20 protein-coding genes are annotated in these 16,328 nt (G+C 64.3%); 7 read left to right on the forward strand and 13 right to left on the reverse strand.

Annotated features, from left to right (window positions below):
* A partial coding sequence (locus ACLP25_RS23455) for a transposase (protein ID WP_442471556.1) occupies positions 1–126 on the reverse strand: 126 nt, incomplete at its 3' end.
* Between ACLP25_RS23455 and ACLP25_RS23460 the strand changes: the two genes are divergently transcribed.
* Positions 65–1,105, forward strand: a complete 1,041-nt coding sequence (locus ACLP25_RS23460) for a sugar porter family MFS transporter (protein WP_442471539.1) — start codon at positions 65–67, stop codon at positions 1,103–1,105. The two genes, ACLP25_RS23455 and ACLP25_RS23460, sit on opposite strands and share 62 nt — an antisense overlap.
* A gap of 236 nt (positions 1,106–1,341) precedes the next feature.
* Here ACLP25_RS23460 and ACLP25_RS23465 read toward each other — a convergent pair whose 3' ends face one another.
* The 3 genes from ACLP25_RS23465 to ACLP25_RS23475 all read right to left on the reverse strand — a co-directional run bounded on the left by ACLP25_RS23465 (position 1,342) and on the right by ACLP25_RS23475 (position 5,048).
* On the reverse strand, positions 1,342–2,610 hold the full coding sequence (locus ACLP25_RS23465; protein WP_442471540.1) for a class II D-tagatose-bisphosphate aldolase non-catalytic subunit: 1,269 nt from the start codon (positions 2,608–2,610) through the stop codon (positions 1,342–1,344).
* The gene (locus ACLP25_RS23470) at positions 2,607–3,566 is read right to left on the reverse strand and encodes a carbohydrate kinase family protein (protein ID WP_442471541.1); all 960 of its coding nucleotides are present in this window, start codon (positions 3,564–3,566) and stop codon (positions 2,607–2,609) included. The genes ACLP25_RS23465 and ACLP25_RS23470 overlap by 4 nt, the downstream gene beginning before the upstream one ends.
* Positions 3,567–3,776: 210 nt before the next feature.
* Positions 3,777–5,048 (reverse strand): ABC transporter substrate-binding protein, encoded by a 1,272-nt coding sequence (locus ACLP25_RS23475; protein ID WP_442471557.1) that lies wholly within the window; start codon positions 5,046–5,048, stop codon positions 3,777–3,779.
* A 576-nt stretch (positions 5,049–5,624) separates the two neighbouring features.
* Here ACLP25_RS23475 and ACLP25_RS23480 point away from each other — a divergent pair.
* A complete protein-coding gene (locus tag ACLP25_RS23480) occupies positions 5,625–6,629 on the forward strand; it encodes a LacI family DNA-binding transcriptional regulator (protein WP_442471542.1) in 1,005 nt (334 codons plus the stop codon).
* Positions 6,630–6,777: 148 nt separating this feature from the next.
* Here the strand turns inward: ACLP25_RS23480 and ACLP25_RS23485 are convergent, their stop codons facing one another.
* Entirely contained in the window at positions 6,778–6,999 is a 222-nt protein-coding gene (locus tag ACLP25_RS23485) for a hypothetical protein (protein WP_442471543.1), read from the reverse strand.
* Between the two features lie 215 nt (positions 7,000–7,214).
* Between ACLP25_RS23485 and ACLP25_RS23490 the strand changes: the two genes are divergently transcribed.
* A complete protein-coding gene (locus tag ACLP25_RS23490; RefSeq protein WP_442471544.1) occupies positions 7,215–7,487 on the forward strand; it encodes an EAL domain-containing protein in 273 nt (90 codons plus the stop codon).
* Between the two features lie 198 nt (positions 7,488–7,685).
* On the opposite strand, the gene ACLP25_RS23495 is transcribed toward ACLP25_RS23490, so the two are convergent.
* From ACLP25_RS23495 to ACLP25_RS23510, 4 genes are all read right to left on the reverse strand, one after another.
* On the reverse strand, positions 7,686–8,063 hold the full coding sequence (locus ACLP25_RS23495) for a hypothetical protein (RefSeq protein WP_442471545.1): 378 nt from the start codon (positions 8,061–8,063) through the stop codon (positions 7,686–7,688).
* Positions 8,064–8,336: 273 nt separating this feature from the next.
* Positions 8,337–9,437, reverse strand: a complete 1,101-nt coding sequence (locus tag ACLP25_RS23500) for a hypothetical protein (RefSeq protein ID WP_442471546.1) — start codon at positions 9,435–9,437, stop codon at positions 8,337–8,339.
* 1 nt (position 9,438) lies between these two features.
* Positions 9,439–10,467, reverse strand: a complete 1,029-nt coding sequence (locus ACLP25_RS23505) for an adenylate/guanylate cyclase domain-containing protein (RefSeq protein ID WP_442471547.1) — start codon at positions 10,465–10,467, stop codon at positions 9,439–9,441.
* Positions 10,468–10,620: 153 nt separating this feature from the next.
* Positions 10,621–10,797 (reverse strand): hypothetical protein, encoded by a 177-nt coding sequence (locus ACLP25_RS23510; protein WP_442471548.1) that lies wholly within the window; start codon positions 10,795–10,797, stop codon positions 10,621–10,623.
* Between the two features lie 296 nt (positions 10,798–11,093).
* Between ACLP25_RS23510 and ACLP25_RS23515 the strand changes: the two genes are divergently transcribed.
* Positions 11,094–11,432: a hypothetical protein gene (locus ACLP25_RS23515; protein ID WP_442471549.1), complete on the forward strand. Its 339-nt coding sequence runs from the start codon at positions 11,094–11,096 to the stop codon at positions 11,430–11,432.
* Positions 11,433–11,471: 39 nt separating this feature from the next.
* On the forward strand, positions 11,472–12,023 hold the full coding sequence (locus tag ACLP25_RS23520; RefSeq protein WP_442471550.1) for a thioredoxin family protein: 552 nt from the start codon (positions 11,472–11,474) through the stop codon (positions 12,021–12,023).
* Positions 12,024–12,041: 18 nt separating this feature from the next.
* Here ACLP25_RS23520 and ACLP25_RS23525 read toward each other — a convergent pair whose 3' ends face one another.
* The 4 genes from ACLP25_RS23525 to ACLP25_RS23540 all read right to left on the reverse strand — a co-directional run bounded on the left by ACLP25_RS23525 (position 12,042) and on the right by ACLP25_RS23540 (position 14,660).
* Positions 12,042–12,224 carry a hypothetical protein gene (locus ACLP25_RS23525; RefSeq protein WP_442471551.1) on the reverse strand — a complete coding sequence of 61 codons (183 nt, stop codon included), beginning with the start codon at positions 12,222–12,224 and terminating at the stop codon, positions 12,042–12,044.
* A 378-nt stretch (positions 12,225–12,602) separates the two neighbouring features.
* Positions 12,603–13,178 carry a 3'-5' exoribonuclease domain-containing protein gene (locus ACLP25_RS23530; protein ID WP_442471552.1) on the reverse strand — a complete coding sequence of 192 codons (576 nt, stop codon included), beginning with the start codon at positions 13,176–13,178 and terminating at the stop codon, positions 12,603–12,605.
* A 416-nt stretch (positions 13,179–13,594) separates the two neighbouring features.
* Positions 13,595–14,125 carry a GNAT family N-acetyltransferase gene (locus tag ACLP25_RS23535; RefSeq protein WP_442471553.1) on the reverse strand — a complete coding sequence of 177 codons (531 nt, stop codon included), beginning with the start codon at positions 14,123–14,125 and terminating at the stop codon, positions 13,595–13,597.
* A 256-nt stretch (positions 14,126–14,381) separates the two neighbouring features.
* Entirely contained in the window at positions 14,382–14,660 is a 279-nt protein-coding gene (locus ACLP25_RS23540; protein WP_442471558.1) for a GCG_CRPN prefix-to-repeats domain-containing protein, read from the reverse strand.
* A 309-nt stretch (positions 14,661–14,969) separates the two neighbouring features.
* On the opposite strand from ACLP25_RS23540, the gene ACLP25_RS23545 reads away from it, so the two are divergent.
* Together ACLP25_RS23545 and ACLP25_RS23550 are read left to right on the forward strand one after the other, a co-directional pair.
* Positions 14,970–15,890 (forward strand): HNH endonuclease, encoded by a 921-nt coding sequence (locus ACLP25_RS23545; protein WP_442471554.1) that lies wholly within the window; start codon positions 14,970–14,972, stop codon positions 15,888–15,890.
* Between the two features lie 42 nt (positions 15,891–15,932).
* The coding region (locus ACLP25_RS23550) for an AlbA family DNA-binding domain-containing protein (RefSeq protein WP_442471555.1) at positions 15,933–16,328 on the forward strand (396 nt) is incomplete at its 3' end.

Below are 16,328 nucleotides of genomic sequence, written 5' to 3' on the forward strand. Positions count from 1 at the left end.
CGTGAAAGGCGGAAAATCCTTCGGAAGCAACCGCCACGGACAACCTACCCGGATCATGTAGAACATGGCGTTAAGGATCGTGCGGAAATCGGTCGGCTTGCGTCCCCGAACTTTCGGCGGCGGCAGATATCAACTCGCGATCACGATAGGCATCTTCGTCGCCTATTTTGTCGATGAGGCGCTCGCGGGCCCGGGCGGCTGGCGCGCGATGCTCGGGGTTTCCGCTTTAGCCGGGGTTCTCCTGGCGCTCGCCGTCCTGATTGCTGTCGAGTCCCCGCGCTGGTTCGCCAAGGTCGGCCGGCCTGACGACGCGCGCCGCACACTGGTTGCTCTCGGCGCCGGCGACGAGGCCGATGCGCGACTGGCGGCGATCGAGGCGTCGCTGCGCGCGGAGCACGAAACGCCGTCGTGGGCGGACGTGTTTGCGTCTCGCTGGCGGACGCCGCTGGAAATCGGACTCGGCCTCGCGGTCCTGCAGCAGATCACCGGCATCAACGCGATCATCTATTACTCGGACGAAATCTTCGCCGCAGCCGGATTTACGACGCCGGCGGCGCAGACCGAGGCCACCACCTGGGCGATCGGGGGCGTCAATGTGCTCTCGACATTCATCGCGATCGCATTCATCGATCGCCTTGGCCGCCGCCCGCTCCTGCTCGCGGGCCTTATCGGCATGGGGCTCAGCCTTGCCGCGGTGGGTTTCGCCTTCTGGCAGTCCCAAGTGGGGGGCGGAGGCCATAACGCGTCACTCGGCGTCGTCACGCTCGCCGCGCTCGTCGTCTTCATCGTTTCGTTCGCGTTCTCGCTCGGCCCAGTGACCTGGACGGTCATCAACGAGATCTATCCAGGCGAGATCCGCGGCCGAGCGGTCGCGGTTGCGACCGCGACCAATTGGGGCGCGGCGTTTCTGGTCAGCGAATTCTTCCTGTCGATCGTCAAGGCGATCGGGCAGGCCTATACGTTCTGGCTCTTTGCCGCGTTCTGCGCTTTTGGGCTGGTCTGGGTCTATGTCGGCGTGCCCGAAACGCGCTGCCGCTCGCTGGAAGAGATCGAACGGTCGTGGAGCCGGACGCCGGGCGCGGCGAGCAAGCTGCAAAGGTCGTGAGCCGCGCAAGCCACCCGCTTTCTCCGGCCCGCGAGGCAAAATTCTCGATGGCGCGAACAGGTGATTGACCGTCTCCTTTCGCAACACGTGGGTAACTTGCCGGGTTGACTTACCGTCCAGTGTAGTCGCCACCGGCCAGCACGATCGAACCCGAGGCTCGAAGCGGTGACGACGGCGACGGGTGTCTTGAGGTTGAACCGATCGAGGGACGCTCCATGCAGCCCCCGGCAGGTTCATCAATCGGTCCCGTCGAGTCCGCTGGCCCGACGATAGCGGGTGACGACCGCTTCGACCTTTGCCGCGATGAGGCGCTGCGAGAGCGTTGGCTCGCTCCGTTCGAGCAGCATTTCGCCGGCAAACTGCGAGACGAGGCCCGGAGGAACACGCGCATCGTCGACGTTGGCAAATAGGCGGCGGAGCGCCGTCTGGACCTCGGGCCGGGGCCAGTAATACCGGATGCGATCGCTCAGGCCGAAAAGCCTCGTAAGCCCTTCCGCGTCGTCCTGCGGGACATAGCCCCGCCAGTGTTCGGGGCTCAAGTCCATCACGCGCTCAAGGCTTTCGACAATTCCGGACGGAGCCGCCGGATTGAGTCGGGCCTCGATCGCCGCAAGGGCGAAAACCGCCTCGCGAAAAGCGAAGGTCAGCATCGGACCGACCTTGAGAATTGCGAAATGCGTCGCCACCAGATCCGTGAGCGCGGCTTCGGTCTGGAAATCGGTCGAATGAGCCTCGTAGACGACGCCGGGAATGTCGCCGATCACTGCGCTCAGCGCCGCTGCCTTTGCCTTGTCGTACCCGAAAACCTGGTTGTTGCCCATGTCGACCCCAGGCTGCACCACGAGCGCGATCACGCTGTCCATCGCATGCGCGACGCCGCGCGCGGCGAAGGCCGCGCGGTGCAGGTCGTATGTTCTCCACGTGGCCTCGGGGCTCGTCACCGTCAGCGCGTCGAGCTCCTCGAGCTCTCCGCCGGGAATCGGCACCTCCGTTCCGATCACGTAGACCCGTCCGCGGAGGGCGCCCACCGATTCGGCGACGGCGCAAAGCCCGGCCGCGCGCTCGGCGATCGTCGCCTCCGTCACGTGCGTTTCGCCGCCGCAGGCCATGCTCGCGTCGATGTGGATTTTTCGGAAACCGGCCTCGACATAGGCTTTGACCATGTCGCCTGCCAGCGCCATGGCCTCGCTGGCCGGCAGGCGCTTCCAGGGGTTGGGGCCGAGATGGTCGCCGCCGAGAATAAGCCTGTCCGGATCGACGCCGGCTTCGCGCGCCAGGCCTTCGATGAAACGCCGAAAGTCCGCGGGCGTCATGCCGGTGTAACCGCCCTCGTGGTTGACCTGGTTGCAGGTCGCTTCGATGAGGATCGGATCGTCGCTGTCGCGGCAGGCGCGGAGAATGGCGCTGAGCGTCTCGGGATGCGCCGTGCACCAGGAAGGAATCCCACGTCGCTGTCCCCCGCGATTGGCTGCGATCAACGCCGGCCAAAACTCTTGCGGACTCATGCGTCCCTCCGCAGCAGCGCCTCGATCGTCGGAAGATCGCTGTTGCCCTCCATGGGCCCGACCTTTGTGACCGCCAGAGCGCCGGCCGCGTTTGCCCTCGCGAGGGCGTCACGGAAGCTGAACGCGCCCTTCGTCCACAGGGTCACGAAGGTCGCGCAGAAGCAGTCCCCTGCGCCGGTCGGGTCGAGCACCGTCACCCTGTGCGAGGCGACGCTCGCGCGCTCGCCCTCGCGGGTAAGGCCTTCCGAGCCCTTGTCGCCCTTCTTGAGAACAACAGCGCGCGCGCCCCTCGCGAACAGTTCCGTCGCATAATCCTCAAGCGCACGGCCAGGAAACAGAGTGAGCACGTCCTCTTCGCTCGGCAGGAAAATCGACGCCATGCCAATCATTTCTTTCACCGCGCCGAAATAGGCTGGGTTGCCGATCAGCTCCTTTCGCACGTTGGGGTCGAAGGTGATGGCGACGCCCTTGTCGTGCAGCGCCTTGCATACCCGCAAAACCTTGGCCGCCATGCCGGCGTCGCCGAGAGCCGAGCCCGACACGTGCATCGCATCGAGGTTGAAATCGAGAAGCGCAGCGATTGCCGCGTCGTCCGCATCGAACTGCGCGGCGGCGGAAAGAATGATGTTGTAGACGAAGTCGCGGCTGCCATCGTCATTGTAGCTGACGAAAGCGGTGCCGGTCGGAACGCCTTTCACAACGCGAATGAGCTTCGGCTCGACGCCATGCTCGACAAGGCGGTTGAGTTCGACCTCGCCGAAAGCGTCGTCGCCGACCGCGCCCACGAAGATGCAGCGTCCTCCGACCAGCGCGGCCTGATCGATGAAGATTCCGGCCGCGCCGGACGGATAGGGACCGGTATAGGTTGCCGCCTGCCTGTGCCGTCCGTTTCGCGTCGTGCAAACGAACTCGACAAGCAAGTCGCCGATGCACCCAATTCTCGCGAGACCGCTCATGGAACGCATCCTTTATAGCCGTTTCCCGGATCGTTTCGGCTTGAGCCCGGCGCCTGATGAGGTCGAGCCCGCGCTTCCTGGCGATGCTGATCACCGCCGCCTTCGACGAGCAGCAGATGGCGGCGAGCGCCTTACCGCGACGTCCGGCCTGTTGTTCGTCCCAGGGCCACGGGCTGTCTCTGTGGCCCTGGGCGCACGCACCTTCGCGCGCTACTTCAGGTAGCCGGCCTTCGTCATGACCGTTGTCGTGGAAGCCTCGGCCTTCTTGAGCGCACCGGCGACGCTTTCGGATCCTGCAAGCGCCGACGCGATGTTCTGTCCCACCGTGGTCCCGATGCCCTGGAACTCCGGAATGGCGACGAACTGCACGCCAGTGTAGGGGACGGGATCCTTGGTCGCGTGGGTCGGGTCGGCCGACATAACCGCTTTCAGGACGATCGGCGCGAACGCCGCAGCCTTCTGGTACTCCGGATTGTCATAGGTCGAAGTGCGCGTGCCGGGAGGCGCTTGAACCCAACTCTCCGTTTCTCCGACAAGCTTGACGTAATCCTTGGACGTCGCCCAGCGAACAAAATCCTTGGCGACGGCCTCCTTCTTCGTCGAGGTTGGAATGGCGAGCGCCCAAGACCACGCCCAGGCTGCGCCATTCGGCGTCACTGCGATGGGCGCCTTGGTGAAGCCGACCTTCTCGGCAACCTGGCTCACCTTGGGATTGGAAATGCGGCCCGCGGCGGAGGTCGCGTCGATCCACATCGCGCACTTGCCGCCCGAAAACAGAGCCTGGTTTTCGTTGAAGCCATTCGATGGCGCGCTGGGAGGGCCGTCGGCCTTCATCAGGTCGACATAGAAGCTGATCGCCTTTTGCCACGGCTCGGACGTCAGCTGAGGTTTCCAGTCCATGTCGAACCATCGGCCGCCGAACGTGTTCACCAGCGTGCCGAGGAAGGCCATGTTCTCGCCCCAACCCGGCTTTCCTCGCAGGCAAATGCCATAGACCCCGTTGGCCTTGTCGGTCAGCTTGTCGGCGAACTGCTTGATCTGATCGTAGGTCGGCTGCTCGGGCATGGCCAAGCCCGCCTTTTCGAACAGGTCCTTGCGATACATGGTGAAGGAGCTCTCGGCGTAGAACGGCACGGCGTAAAGCTTGCCATCCACGGAAAGGCCGGCCTTCACCGGCGCGAGCAGATCGTCGTAGTCGTAGTTCTTGAAATCATCCAATTCGGTCAGCCACCCTTTCTTGCCCCAAATCGGAGTCTCGTAGGCGCCAATTGTTATGATGTCGAAGGAGCCGCCCTTCGTCGCGATGTCGGTCGTGACCTTCTGACGGAGAACGTTTTCTTCGAGGATCACCCAATTGATCTTGTTGCCAGTCTGCTGCTCCCATTTGGATGACAGCTTTTGCATGATGATCATGTCGTCGTTGTTGACGGTTGCGATCGTCAACGTCTCGGCAGACACGCTGCTCACGGCGCACAACGCCATGAGGCACGTGGCGCCCAACAGATAGCCCTTCGTCATTTTCTCTTCTCCCTCTGCGTACGCCTCGAGCAACCTTCTCTTGGCGTTTCAGCGACCGCACGAAAACCCATGCGATCGATGCCGGATCCTCTCGTTTCGACCCAAAACGAGACGCGCAGGTCTGCCCTGGGGCGACCGCAAATTCGTCTCCGACGGCTGACTGATCTCGGGCCGCGTTGAGAAAGCTCGGTACAATGGCCTCGCTCGGCCTCGATCCAAGACTTGGTAATATCGTGGATCTCGAGCCTCCGGGCGACCTTCGGCGTCGCAGCAGACTCTTTCCGCGTCCTCACCGCGTTCCTCTTGAAGCATGCCCTTGAAAGGCAGTCGTTGAGCGCCATCCCCATGGCACGCCAAGGCCGGGCTGTCAACGCGTTCGTAAAGGAATATTTTTACGTATGTCACAAACTGTGATACTCATCCGGAACGAGTGGGGCGCCGCATTGGTTGACAGCCGCTTTTCGTCCGGGAGGGATTAAGCCCGTGTCCGTTGACGCCGGAGACAAGAAGGGTGCGAGGACGCGGCCCAGGATCAGGACGATGGAGGAGTTCTCCGCCGTCAGCGGGATCTCTCGGCCGACGGTTTCCCGATACTTCAACGACCCGGAAAGCGTGCGGCCGGCCACGCGAGAGCGGATCGAGAACGCCCTAAGCGCGTTGCGCTATCGGCCCAATCTCTTCGCCGTCAATTTCAACCGCAAGAATCCCAAGACGCTCGCCATGATCGTGCCCTCGCTGACCGATCCTTTCTACGCTGGTCTTGTCGAGCGCGTCGAAATGAGGGCGCTGCAGGAAGGCTACTGGACGATTGTCCTCACGTCGCACGGCGAGCGATCCATGGAGGCGCGCGCGATTCAGACGATCCTGTCGTTGAGAGTGGCCGGCGCGGTCGTGGCGCCTCTCGGCATCTCCTCCGAACTCAAGCTTCTCAGAGAGCTCAATCGGTCCCTGCCTCTGGTTCTGCTGGACTCCCGAGTGGACATGGAGGCGTCGTTCATCGGCAACGACAACCTTCAGAGTATCGGGCTCATGGTGGACTACCTCAATCGAACCGGGGAGCCGCCCTGTTTCTTCGAGATGCCGAACGTCAACCAGAACGCGGCCGAGCGCCGGCAGGCCTATATCGAGGCGATGGAGAGGCTCGGATCCGAGCCGATCGTGATCCCTACGGAATCTGACAGTTGGGCCTTCGAGGCCATCGGTTTTGACCAAGCCAACGGCTATTTTTCCGCAGAGGTGCTGCCACGGCGAACCATCTTATGTGCAACGGACCGCACGGCCTTTGGCGTGTTGGCGGCAGCGAGTCAGCGCGGTTTACGCGTCAGCCGCGTCGCGGCGGCAGGCGACATTCGGGTTGCCGGCCACGACGACCATCCGCTGAGCCGTTTCGCCTGCCCTTCCTTGACTACGGTTGCTCAGAACTCTGAGGAGATGGCGAATCTCGCAGTGGATCTGCTTGCGTCAAAAGATGGAAACGCAAGAGCAAAGTCGCCTCGAGACCTCCGTCGGCTCGAAGCAAGGCTCGTTATGCGAGACTCCGCGTGATGTATGACGACGACCGGTCGGCTCCGGCCCGACCGGTTCGCGCCGTCGCGTTCAGTCCCGAGAACCGCTTGAGGACGCCTTCTCGGGCGCGTCACGAAGCGAGAGACCACACATTTTCGAGTCGGGAGCGCGGAAAGGAGCGACCGTCCTATTGCCTGGGCGGAACGACATTGAAGTTGAAACCCTCGTTCCGAAGCAGGTCGACGCAAAGCCTCCACCGCGGCCGGATCGTAGGAACGCCCTTGTTCAGTTCGATTTCGGTGAGCGCAGTCTCGATCCCCAGACCAGGGCGGTAGAGCCGGTGCGACATCATCGCCTCGACCACCCGGAGCCGAAGGCGGCGCGCAGGTCTAGCGCTCTCGGGCCTCAATCCGGCTCGTCAAGGACGGCGTCGCCTTTTCGACCACGATGGCGGCCTCATCGTCGCCGACAAACGCTACGACCAAATTTATGGCCGGGGCCCCGACGGAGTTCGCCCAGGCGCCGCGGCGCCGGAATCGATCCGCAGGGGCTCGTCAGCGACGCGAGGGGCCCGTGCGGCGCGCAGGGACAGGCGGCTATTCTCGCCGTCGAAGCACAGATCCGTTGGCGCCATCCGACGCTCGGACTTTCATTCGACCCGCCGAGGAATCCGGTCTCATCGCCACGATCGGCGAATGGGTGCTCAACGAAGCCTGTCGCCAGGCCGAGTCCTCGCGCCGAGCCGGATTGCCGCCGAACTGGATGAGCGTCAACGTCTCGGCCCGGCGGTTGCGTGAGCGACGCCTGACCGCTGTCGTCGCCGGCGCCCTCGGCGAGAGCGGGCTCGACGCGAACCTATTGGAGATGAAGCTAACGGAAAGCATGAGCCTACGTTGACCAGGCGGTGGCGCAGAAACCGTCGAACAGGCGAACTTTTTGCGCCGCAACAACTGCGAGGAGATGCAAGGCTACTGTGCCGCCGGACGAGCTTGTCGCCTTCGTCAAGGACTGGGTCGAGCGCGGCAGGGAGATCGAAACCTAATCCGAGGCGCCCCTCTTCCGCGCCGCGAATTCCTCCCCGCCGCGCCCGAGCGGTTAAAGCCCGTTGCCCTCGTGGCTGATCCTCGCCGTCGCCACGTCGTCGAGCAGAGCGAGCAATTCCTTCGGCGCCTCCATCGGCGTGCACGCCCGATTGCCGTCCAGAAAAAACACGAGCCCGGAGTCCCTGCCGTCGACCTTCGCCAGCACCGCCCTGTCTCCGTATGGAAGCCCTGGCGGGGTCGAAGGATTCATGGCGTAGATGCCCCGAAGAAACTGCCATTGCTCCGGGGTCAGCTCGATCCATTGGCCCTTCTGGGACTCGACAACCTTCTTCGGCACCGAAACGTCGACGCAACGGGCGGCATCGCCCGCGTAGGCGACGGCGGGCAGGACCGTCAGAGCGACGGCCACAGCCACGGAACGCTTGCTCATCATAAGGACCTCCATCGATCGGACGCCCCGCTCATTGCTTTCCTCTCCAGACTAATCCCTGCGACCACCCATCCTTTGCCGAGCCAAGCCGTCTGCGAACGCCGCGTCGCCGACGCGAACCGCCACTCAAGGACTGTGCCAAGCTCGGCGCGTGACAGGGAAGCCGCAGTTTTATCGAGCCATCCCAAGTTTTTCCGAGCGGCCATCCTCTTCGAGTGATCGTCCGGTGACGAATTTTGAGGCTGCGACGCACGCGTCCCGGGCGCCGAAGCCTCAGACAACGGCTTCTGTTGTTGTTTGTTCCGCCGCGAGACCGTCGAGGGCGAACAGTTCGAGCGGCTGGACCTTGCCGCGCAAAGGCAGCGGCGCCATGGCGCAGGGCGCAGCCGCCTGCGGCAGCGTATCGAGGCGGTCGATGAGGGCGGAGGAGGCGAGCGTCGGGACGCCGAGATCGCGGCAGCGAGGATGGCGTGCAGCGGTGTTCATGGGATCGCCGACGAGTGCGATCTCTTTCTTGAACAACCCGATCTCGCCAACCACGACGACGCCGGCGTGCAGAGCGGCGCGGAACTCGGCGCATTCGCCGAGCGCCCGCCGGTAAGCCTCTCGGCGGCTTGCGAGCCGATCGCGGGCCGAAAGGCAGCCGCGTACGATCGCCGCGTTGTTCCGGCCAGGCCTCAGCCTCCAGGTGGCGATAACGTCGTAGCCGACGTACCTGTGGATCTCGCCGCCTCTTTCGACGATGCCGCGCGTGACGTCGACGATGAAGGCGTCAAGGAAGGCGAGAAAGCGCGCCTGCCCCAGTCGTTCGGCCTTGGCGGTCGAGCCGCACAGGTCGATGACAAGCCGCGCGCGCTCCTCCGGCCGCGGTCGATGATAGCGGCCTGCGGCGAAGGCGATGAGCACGCCTGGTCCCAGGAGGTCGGCGATCGCCGCCATCAGGTTTGCGGCGACCGAGACCAAAAAGGCGAAAGCGAAATCCGGGACGCCGATGTTCCGGAGCCCTTCGGCGCCGTACATGAGCCGCACCACAAGCGTGAAGATCAGAATGATGAGGACGAGGTAGGTGGCGGCCCTCACGCCGGCATAGACGAGGAACGGCGAGCGCCATAGCCCTGCGCCCGCCACCCCCTGGAACACCACGACTTCGAGAGCGGAAAAGACCGCGCCGAAAACGGCGCCGAGCATGGCCGCGGTTGCGAGCGCATCAACTGCAGGCGAGTCATGCGCGAGCGTGTCATGCGGGAGATAGCCGTAGATGGCGCCGACGAGGCCGCTGGCGAGCGCGCTCACGAGCACGATGCGAACGAGGACGTTCGCCGCGCCGAGTCGGCTCCGCCCGAAGCTCGACGGTCTGTCGGGAAAGCGCTCCATCTCACAACTCGGCCAGGGCGGACGCCGAGGCGGTCGCCTCGTTCTCCGCGAGCGCGACGAGCGCGAGCGGCTCCGCCTTGCCGCGCAGCGGCAACGGCGGTATGGCGCGAGGCTTGACCGCACGGGGAAAGCCCGCGAGCCGGTCCATCAGCGCGGCCGAGGCGAGCGCCGGACAATCGAGGGCGCGGCAGGCCTCGAGCATTCGCGCGGCGGTGTTCATCGGGTCCCCGATCAGCGCGATCTCCTTCTTGCGCGAGCCGAGCTCGCCGACCACCACCTCGCCGGCGTGCAGCGCCGCCCGGAACTCCGGCGCGAGGCCGAACTCGCTCCGGTAGCGCCCCGCGCCGTCCGCGATCCGGCGACGGGCCGCGGCCCAGGCGCCGAGAATGCGCGGCTCGTTGCGGCCGGGCGCGAGCCTCCAGGTGGCGATGATCTCGTCGCCGACATATTTGTGGATCTGGCCGCCGTTCTCGATGATGGCGTTCGAGAGATCGGCGAACACGGCATTGAGGAAGTCGAGAAAGCGCGGGCCGCCGAGCCGCGCGGCGGTCGCGGTCGAGGCGCGCAGGTCGATGAACAGAAGCGCCCGCTCCTCGACCCGCGGGCGGTGATACAGGCCGGCGACGATTCCGAACAGGACATCGATGCCCAGCAGGTCGGCGACGCTGATGATTAGGCTCCCCGCAAGGCTTACGGACAGCGCAAAGACGATGTCCTGCGGCTCGCCGACCTGCGCCATCGAGAAGCCGTTGAATAGCGGCACGAAGATCGCGTTGACGAGAACGGCGACGGCGAAGAGCGCCGCGGCGCGCACGCTCAATGTGACCAGGAACGGCAGCCGCCTTAGCGTCGGCTCCGCCCACGTGCGGATCACGACGATCTCGACCCAGGACATCGCCGCTCCGTTGACGAAGCCGATGACCGCTCCGGGCAGGAATTCGTCATGGGCGATCTTGCTGTAGATCGCGCTGACGACCGCGGCGGCGGCGGCGATCCGGAGAATGGTGGTGGCTGTGGAGCCTTGGGCCATGCGGGCCCATCATAGCCGGTCCGACGGAGAACGCCGCCGAAAACGGCGGCCGCCGCTGCGGCGACCGCCGTCAGGGCATCGGCTCGCGCGCGGCCGCTCGAGCGCGAATCGCGTCGCAAAACGCAACAGAAGCCTCAAACTGAGACACCGGGGTCAGGCCAGATTCTCCACGAACGCGACGATCGCCTTGCGGACCAGCGGGCTCTTGACCGCCACAAACGCTCGGATGAGCCGCGCTCCCTCATCGGGCGTGGCCGCCGAAGTCGCCGGGAGTCGTCCGGCCGCGGTCTTTTCGGCGAATTTCCTGGACGCGGCATCATTCTTGACCATCACACCACCATAACAGCAAGGCCGAGGCGCCCTCCGCAGACATTCCGGAAACGGGACGGCGGCGCCGAACGCCGTCCGCGCCGCAAGCGACGGGCCAGCGTCCGCGAGCCGAACGCGCGAAGGGCGGTTCGTTGCGGGAGGGGGTGTTTAGGGCGCGCCGGCCCAACGGCGCATGAACGAATTGTGACGCCGAGATGGCGGCGTTCGCGGGGGTCGGCCGCCAGGCTCGCCGGTCCGGATGCGACACCGCGCGCCATTGACGAAAGGAGCGGATCGGCTTTGCCTAGCGGACGGTCATGGCAGGAAACGCAGAGGACCTGAGGCGCCCGATGGGCAACGGCAAACACGAAATCCGGATCAAGGGATTCTCCGACGAGCGGATGGACCGGCTGAAAAAGTTCACCCGGTCGCTCAACGCCGAGCTCGCCCTGCTCGGCGGGGAGGCGCTCGACGTTCTGGAGGCCCACCAGGAATACCAGGGTATGATCGACGACCACGAGGGGACCTGGGCGGATCTGGCGCGCCGCCTGGCCGCCGAACGGACCAAGGTGGTTTACGTCGAAGAGGACGAGGAGCGCGACGAGGGCCTCGACGGGTTCGAAGAGGACGAGGTCGAGCGAGCGGAAGAGGACTAGCCGCGGGTTCTCCCCCGGCGCGACGACGGAGACCCGAGCATGGCTGCGAGCGCAACCGATATCGTTCTCGACGTCCCGGCCCCGGACTTTTTGCTGCCCGCGACGGACGGCAAGACCTATGCGCTCAGGGATGTCGCCGCGCCGAGCGGAACGGTGATCGTCTTCATCTGCAACCACTGCCCCTACGTGAAGGCGGTGATCGGCCGGCTGGTCGCCGACGCCCGCGCGCTCATGGCCGAGGGCGTCGGCTTTGCTGCGATCTCATCCAACGACGCGGCGAGCTACCCGGAGGATTCGTTCGACAAGATGAAGGCGTTCGCTGAAGCGCACGCCTTCCCGTTCCCCTACCTGCATGACGAGAGCCAGACGGTCGCCCGCGCCTATGGCGCGGTCTGCACGCCCGACTTCTTCGGCTACGACCAGGCGCTGAGGCTCAAATACCGCGGCCGCCTCGACGAGGGCCGCACGAGCCCTCCCCCGGCGAACGCCCGCCGGGAGCTTGTCGAAGCGATGCGCGCCGTCGCCGCCGGTCGAAGGATCCCCTTCGAGCCGATCCCGTCGATCGGCTGCTCGATCAAGTGGAAGGGGTGAAGACGTAGTTTTGAGACCTCAGCTCGTCCTCGGCCCGCGCATCGTCTGGAGCGCGGCCTCGACGCGCCGCCAGGTCTCGGCGCCTTCCTTGTCCTTGCTGCGCTCGCAGGCGACGGCGTGCTGGGCGGCCTCGGCGATGGCGGACGGCCCATGCGCCTCCATGAGCTGCCGCGCGTATTCGGTGATGACGGTCTCTTCCATGGGCTCCTCCTCGGCGACGCCGCCTGGACGGCTTTTTGCGTGCCCGGAATCGGCGGCGCGGTCTCAGCCTAGCAGGCGATCAGGGCATGAATTCGCCGCGTTTTTCCGCGTTGAGGTGGCTCCTCTCGGTTTGGCGCCGACTCCATCTTTTCAATGGCTTGGGCACCGAAAGCGGTCCGAATGGAACTGCCAAGGAGGGCGCGTTTCCCACCCAGGAGGAGCCGCGGGTCGCCTGAGGCGACGCTCCCTCAGGAAGACGGGGTACCGGCCTGATGCTTGGGCGCTGCGAGACAATCTTTCGCGCCAAGACCGTGTGCTTCTCCTCTTCTGACCTGACCATGAAGCGAGCGTAGCAGAACTTCTGTTTTTCCGCAATCATTATCCGGCGCCCGTCTCCATCGGAGACGGGCGGCCGCCGGAGAGGGCTCCCCTCCACCCGCCGACCTGCCCGGAATTCTTGCGGCCATGGGCGCGGCGGTCGGCGCCGGTGGGATGAAGGTTCGCCAGAAACGCCCAGGCCTCGCGTGTCCAGCGGGCGTCGTTCAGGGCGTGATGCGGGGAGCTTGTCTGACGGGGCAGCTGCGGATCGCCGAGCTCGATCGCCCATTGCTTGATGTCGAGGCAGAGCTGCGGGTAGTGGAACGGCAGCTCCTCGAGACCGCCGAAGAGGCCGACGAGGGCGACCCAGTCCCAGGCCGGGAAATAGCCCCAGAACACCGGATGCTCGTCGCCATGCGTGAAGTCGCCGAGGGCGTAGCTCAAGTCCTCGAGACTCATCGCCTTGCCGTCGAGCTGCGGGCGCACGTTTTGCAAGGTCCACGGGCTCGCCTTCGACCAGTCGACTTGCGAACTCTCCGCATAAAACTCTCGCCCGTCCTCGGCGACGAGGCCGACGCTGACGAGGTCGATGGCGAACGGCTTGGCGATGAACTCGGTGTCGATCCAGTATTTCATGTGTTCCCCCCGCAGAGTGGAGTTGCGATCAAGTCACGCGCGGGTCTCTCCGCGTCAAATCCGCGCAAAAGCGGCTCGAATTGAAGTCGATTGTTTCCGTCATTGCCAGCGACTCGCGGATCACAACCCGGCGGGAAGCAATCCATGGGTCTTAGGGCCTCCATACGCGCCCGCGCCGCGGCGTAAGGGACTACGCCCGTGCGCCTTGTCCTGACCGAGGCCGGCTTTGCCTTCCTTCGCCACGGCAAAGGCGACCACGACATCGGGACGACGCGCGAGGGCACGGATCGTCGTTCCCGTTCAAATCCAATCCCGACACACGGCGAACGGCATTCTCAAAGACGCCGGGCTGGCCAAAGCATTCTGAAGTCGGGCGGCCTGAAGCGAAGCGCCGGACGCCGCCCCGCTTTCAGCGCTCAGTCCGCCGGGAGGTCCTTCTCCAGCACCACGAAACAGAGATCGTCGCGCAGCGGCGCGCCGAAGCGATCGTCGCCGTAGGGAAAAGGGTCCGTTTCGCCGGTTTTGTGATAGCCGCGTCTCAGGTACCACGCGATCAGGGCGTCGCGCAGATTGATCACCGTCAGGCGCATGCGCCTGCCGCCGCGCTGGCGCGCCCAGTCCTCGGCGGCGGCCAGCATGATGCGGCCGAGCCCGCCGTTCTGCCGGTCGGGCTCGATCGCGAAGGATCCCAGATACCAGACGTCGTCGCCGAGCGGTTCGAGCCACACGCAGCCGCTGAACGACTCTGCTGGCCCGTCCACCCACTTCAGAACGGACGCGGCGGGGGCGGCCGTGAGGTCTGCGCGAAGAACTTCGGTCGTCGTGCGATCCCCCGCAAGGTAGTCGGTTTCCACGGCCCAGCCGCGCGTTCCGCCGGCGCCCCGATAGGCACGGTTCATCAACGTCGCGACCGCAGGGATATCGTCATCGGTTATCGGGACGTACACGCCGCCTCGCCTCCTTTGCTATCGCGCCGAGGAGGAATTACGAAAAGTCGCACGAGAGCGCCAGTCTGCAGCATCCCTTCTCCCGTCCGGGAGAAGGTGGCGCGGAGCGCCGGATGAGGGCGCCAGGGTGGAGGCGAAAGCGCCGGCGCCAACGGCGCTGTTTTGCGCCCAATCTCGGCCGCCGCAACCCTCAACCCCGGCCCTTCTCCCCGAGGGAGAAGGGAGACGCGTTCGCCTTCGTCAGTCCGCGCCGCGATCAGCGATAATGGTAGTGGTAGCCGCCATGATAGCCGCGATGATAGACACCGTGATAGCCGTAGCCGCCGTGATAGCCATAGCCGCCGTGATAGCCATAGCCGCCGTGAACCCCATAGACGCCATGATATCCGTAGGCCGGCGCGCCAACGACAACGGCGCCGCCGCCGTAACCATTCGGACGGCAGCCGCCGTAAGGTCCGCGATGAAAGCCAATGCCACAGCCCCCAGAGACGAGCGTGACGGCGGGCGCCGACGCCGGTAGAGGCGCGAACGGCATCGCCTGGACCGGCGCGTTTGCGAGCCCGGCCAATCCAATCGCCGCAGCAAATATGAGTTTTTGCATGTTTTCCCCTTTGGACCTCAGCGCGGTCTCATAGGGATGAGCACAGACATTTGAGGCGGTTCTTGGACCAGTCGGCTCGCGAGAGCAATTCGCCGCCCGTGCATCGAACAGCAACGCGCGCCCGAACCCTCATTCCGGCCCTTCTGCCGCACGGGAAAGGGAGTCGCGCGTCGGCTAAGGTATCCAGGATATTCCCTAGAGGTTGAAACGGCTCTATCCTCGCATTCGGAATCGGGCGGGTCCATGGGCGTCAAATTGGTCGTGGCGGTGACCGACGGCGATTGGTTCGACCATCTCCGCGCGCTGCCGCATTTGACCGAAGTAAGTTTCTGGTCGCCGTCGGACCGAACGTTTCGCGCGCTGAGTCCGGGCGAGCTTTTTCTGTTCAAACTCCACGCGCCGCGGAACTTCATCGTCGGCGGCGGCTGGTTCGTGCATTCGACGATCTTGCCGTGCTCGCTCGCGTGGGAAGCGTTCGGCGAGGAGAACGGCGCCGCGACGCTTCGCGAAATGCGGACACGGATCATTCGCTACACCAAAAGGTCAGCAGACGACCGCGAGGACTTTCATATCGGCTGCCGGATTCTGACCCAGCCGTTCTTCCTCCCCGAATATGCGTGGATTCCGGTTGATGACATGTGGCCGCGCCAAACCGTCTCGTTCAAGACCTACTCGACTGCCGAGGCGGATGGACTCCGGCTGTGGGACAAGGTGCAGGACGCGATCGCTGCGCCAGCCTCGCCGGGGTTCTCGGAGCCAGCGGCCCGGTATGGGGAACCGACCCTCGTCCGGCCGCGTCTCGGCCAAGGCGCCTTTCGCGTTCTCGTCACCGACAACTACCACCGCATGTGCGCCGTGACGCGCGAGCGGACTTTGCCGGCGCTCGAGGCTGCGCATATCCGGCCGTTTGCCGACGGAGGTGAACACGAAGCCTCGAACGGTGTATTGCTGCGCCGAGACATTCACAGCCTCTTTGACGCCGGCTACGTAACGATCACGCCGCAGATGCGGTTCGAGGTTAGTCGGCGGATTAAGGAGGAGTTCGAGAACGGGTGGCAGTATTATGAGTTGCACGGACGGGAGCTTGTCTTGCCTGACGAGAACGTGAACAAGCCCAGTTTCGCCGCCTTAGAATGGCATAACAACAATTCGTTTATGAGTTAAACTAACGTGTGCTTGGTTTGAATTATGAACGGGGAACTTCAGATGCTTGATCGCCTATTGAACGCGTCCCTGCAGTCGCTCAGCAAGGACGATATTGAACTAATTGCTAACGGCGGCGTGCAAGAGGATAGCGTTATTGAATTCAAGGAGGGATTGGACGAAACAGCTGAGCGCGATCAAAGAGCGTGGGCCGAGGGTGGGAAACTTTCCAGAACTTCTAAGGCCGATTTAATCAAAGAGCTAATTGCGTTTTCTAATGCTTATGGGGGTACTTTATATTTTGGCGTGAAGGAGAGCAACGACGTACAGAGGCGCTCGGCAGGAATCTTGCCAATCTCACGAATTTTTGACCTTGAAACAGCTTTATGCGACGCTTTACGAGACTCAGTCGACCCGCGACTGCCTGGCTTTGATTCTAAAGAATTCTACCTTGGGAAT

The organism is Roseiarcus sp. (genome assembly GCF_052145395.1).
In the GTDB taxonomy this organism is placed as follows: Bacteria; Pseudomonadota; Alphaproteobacteria; order Rhizobiales; family Beijerinckiaceae; genus Roseiarcus.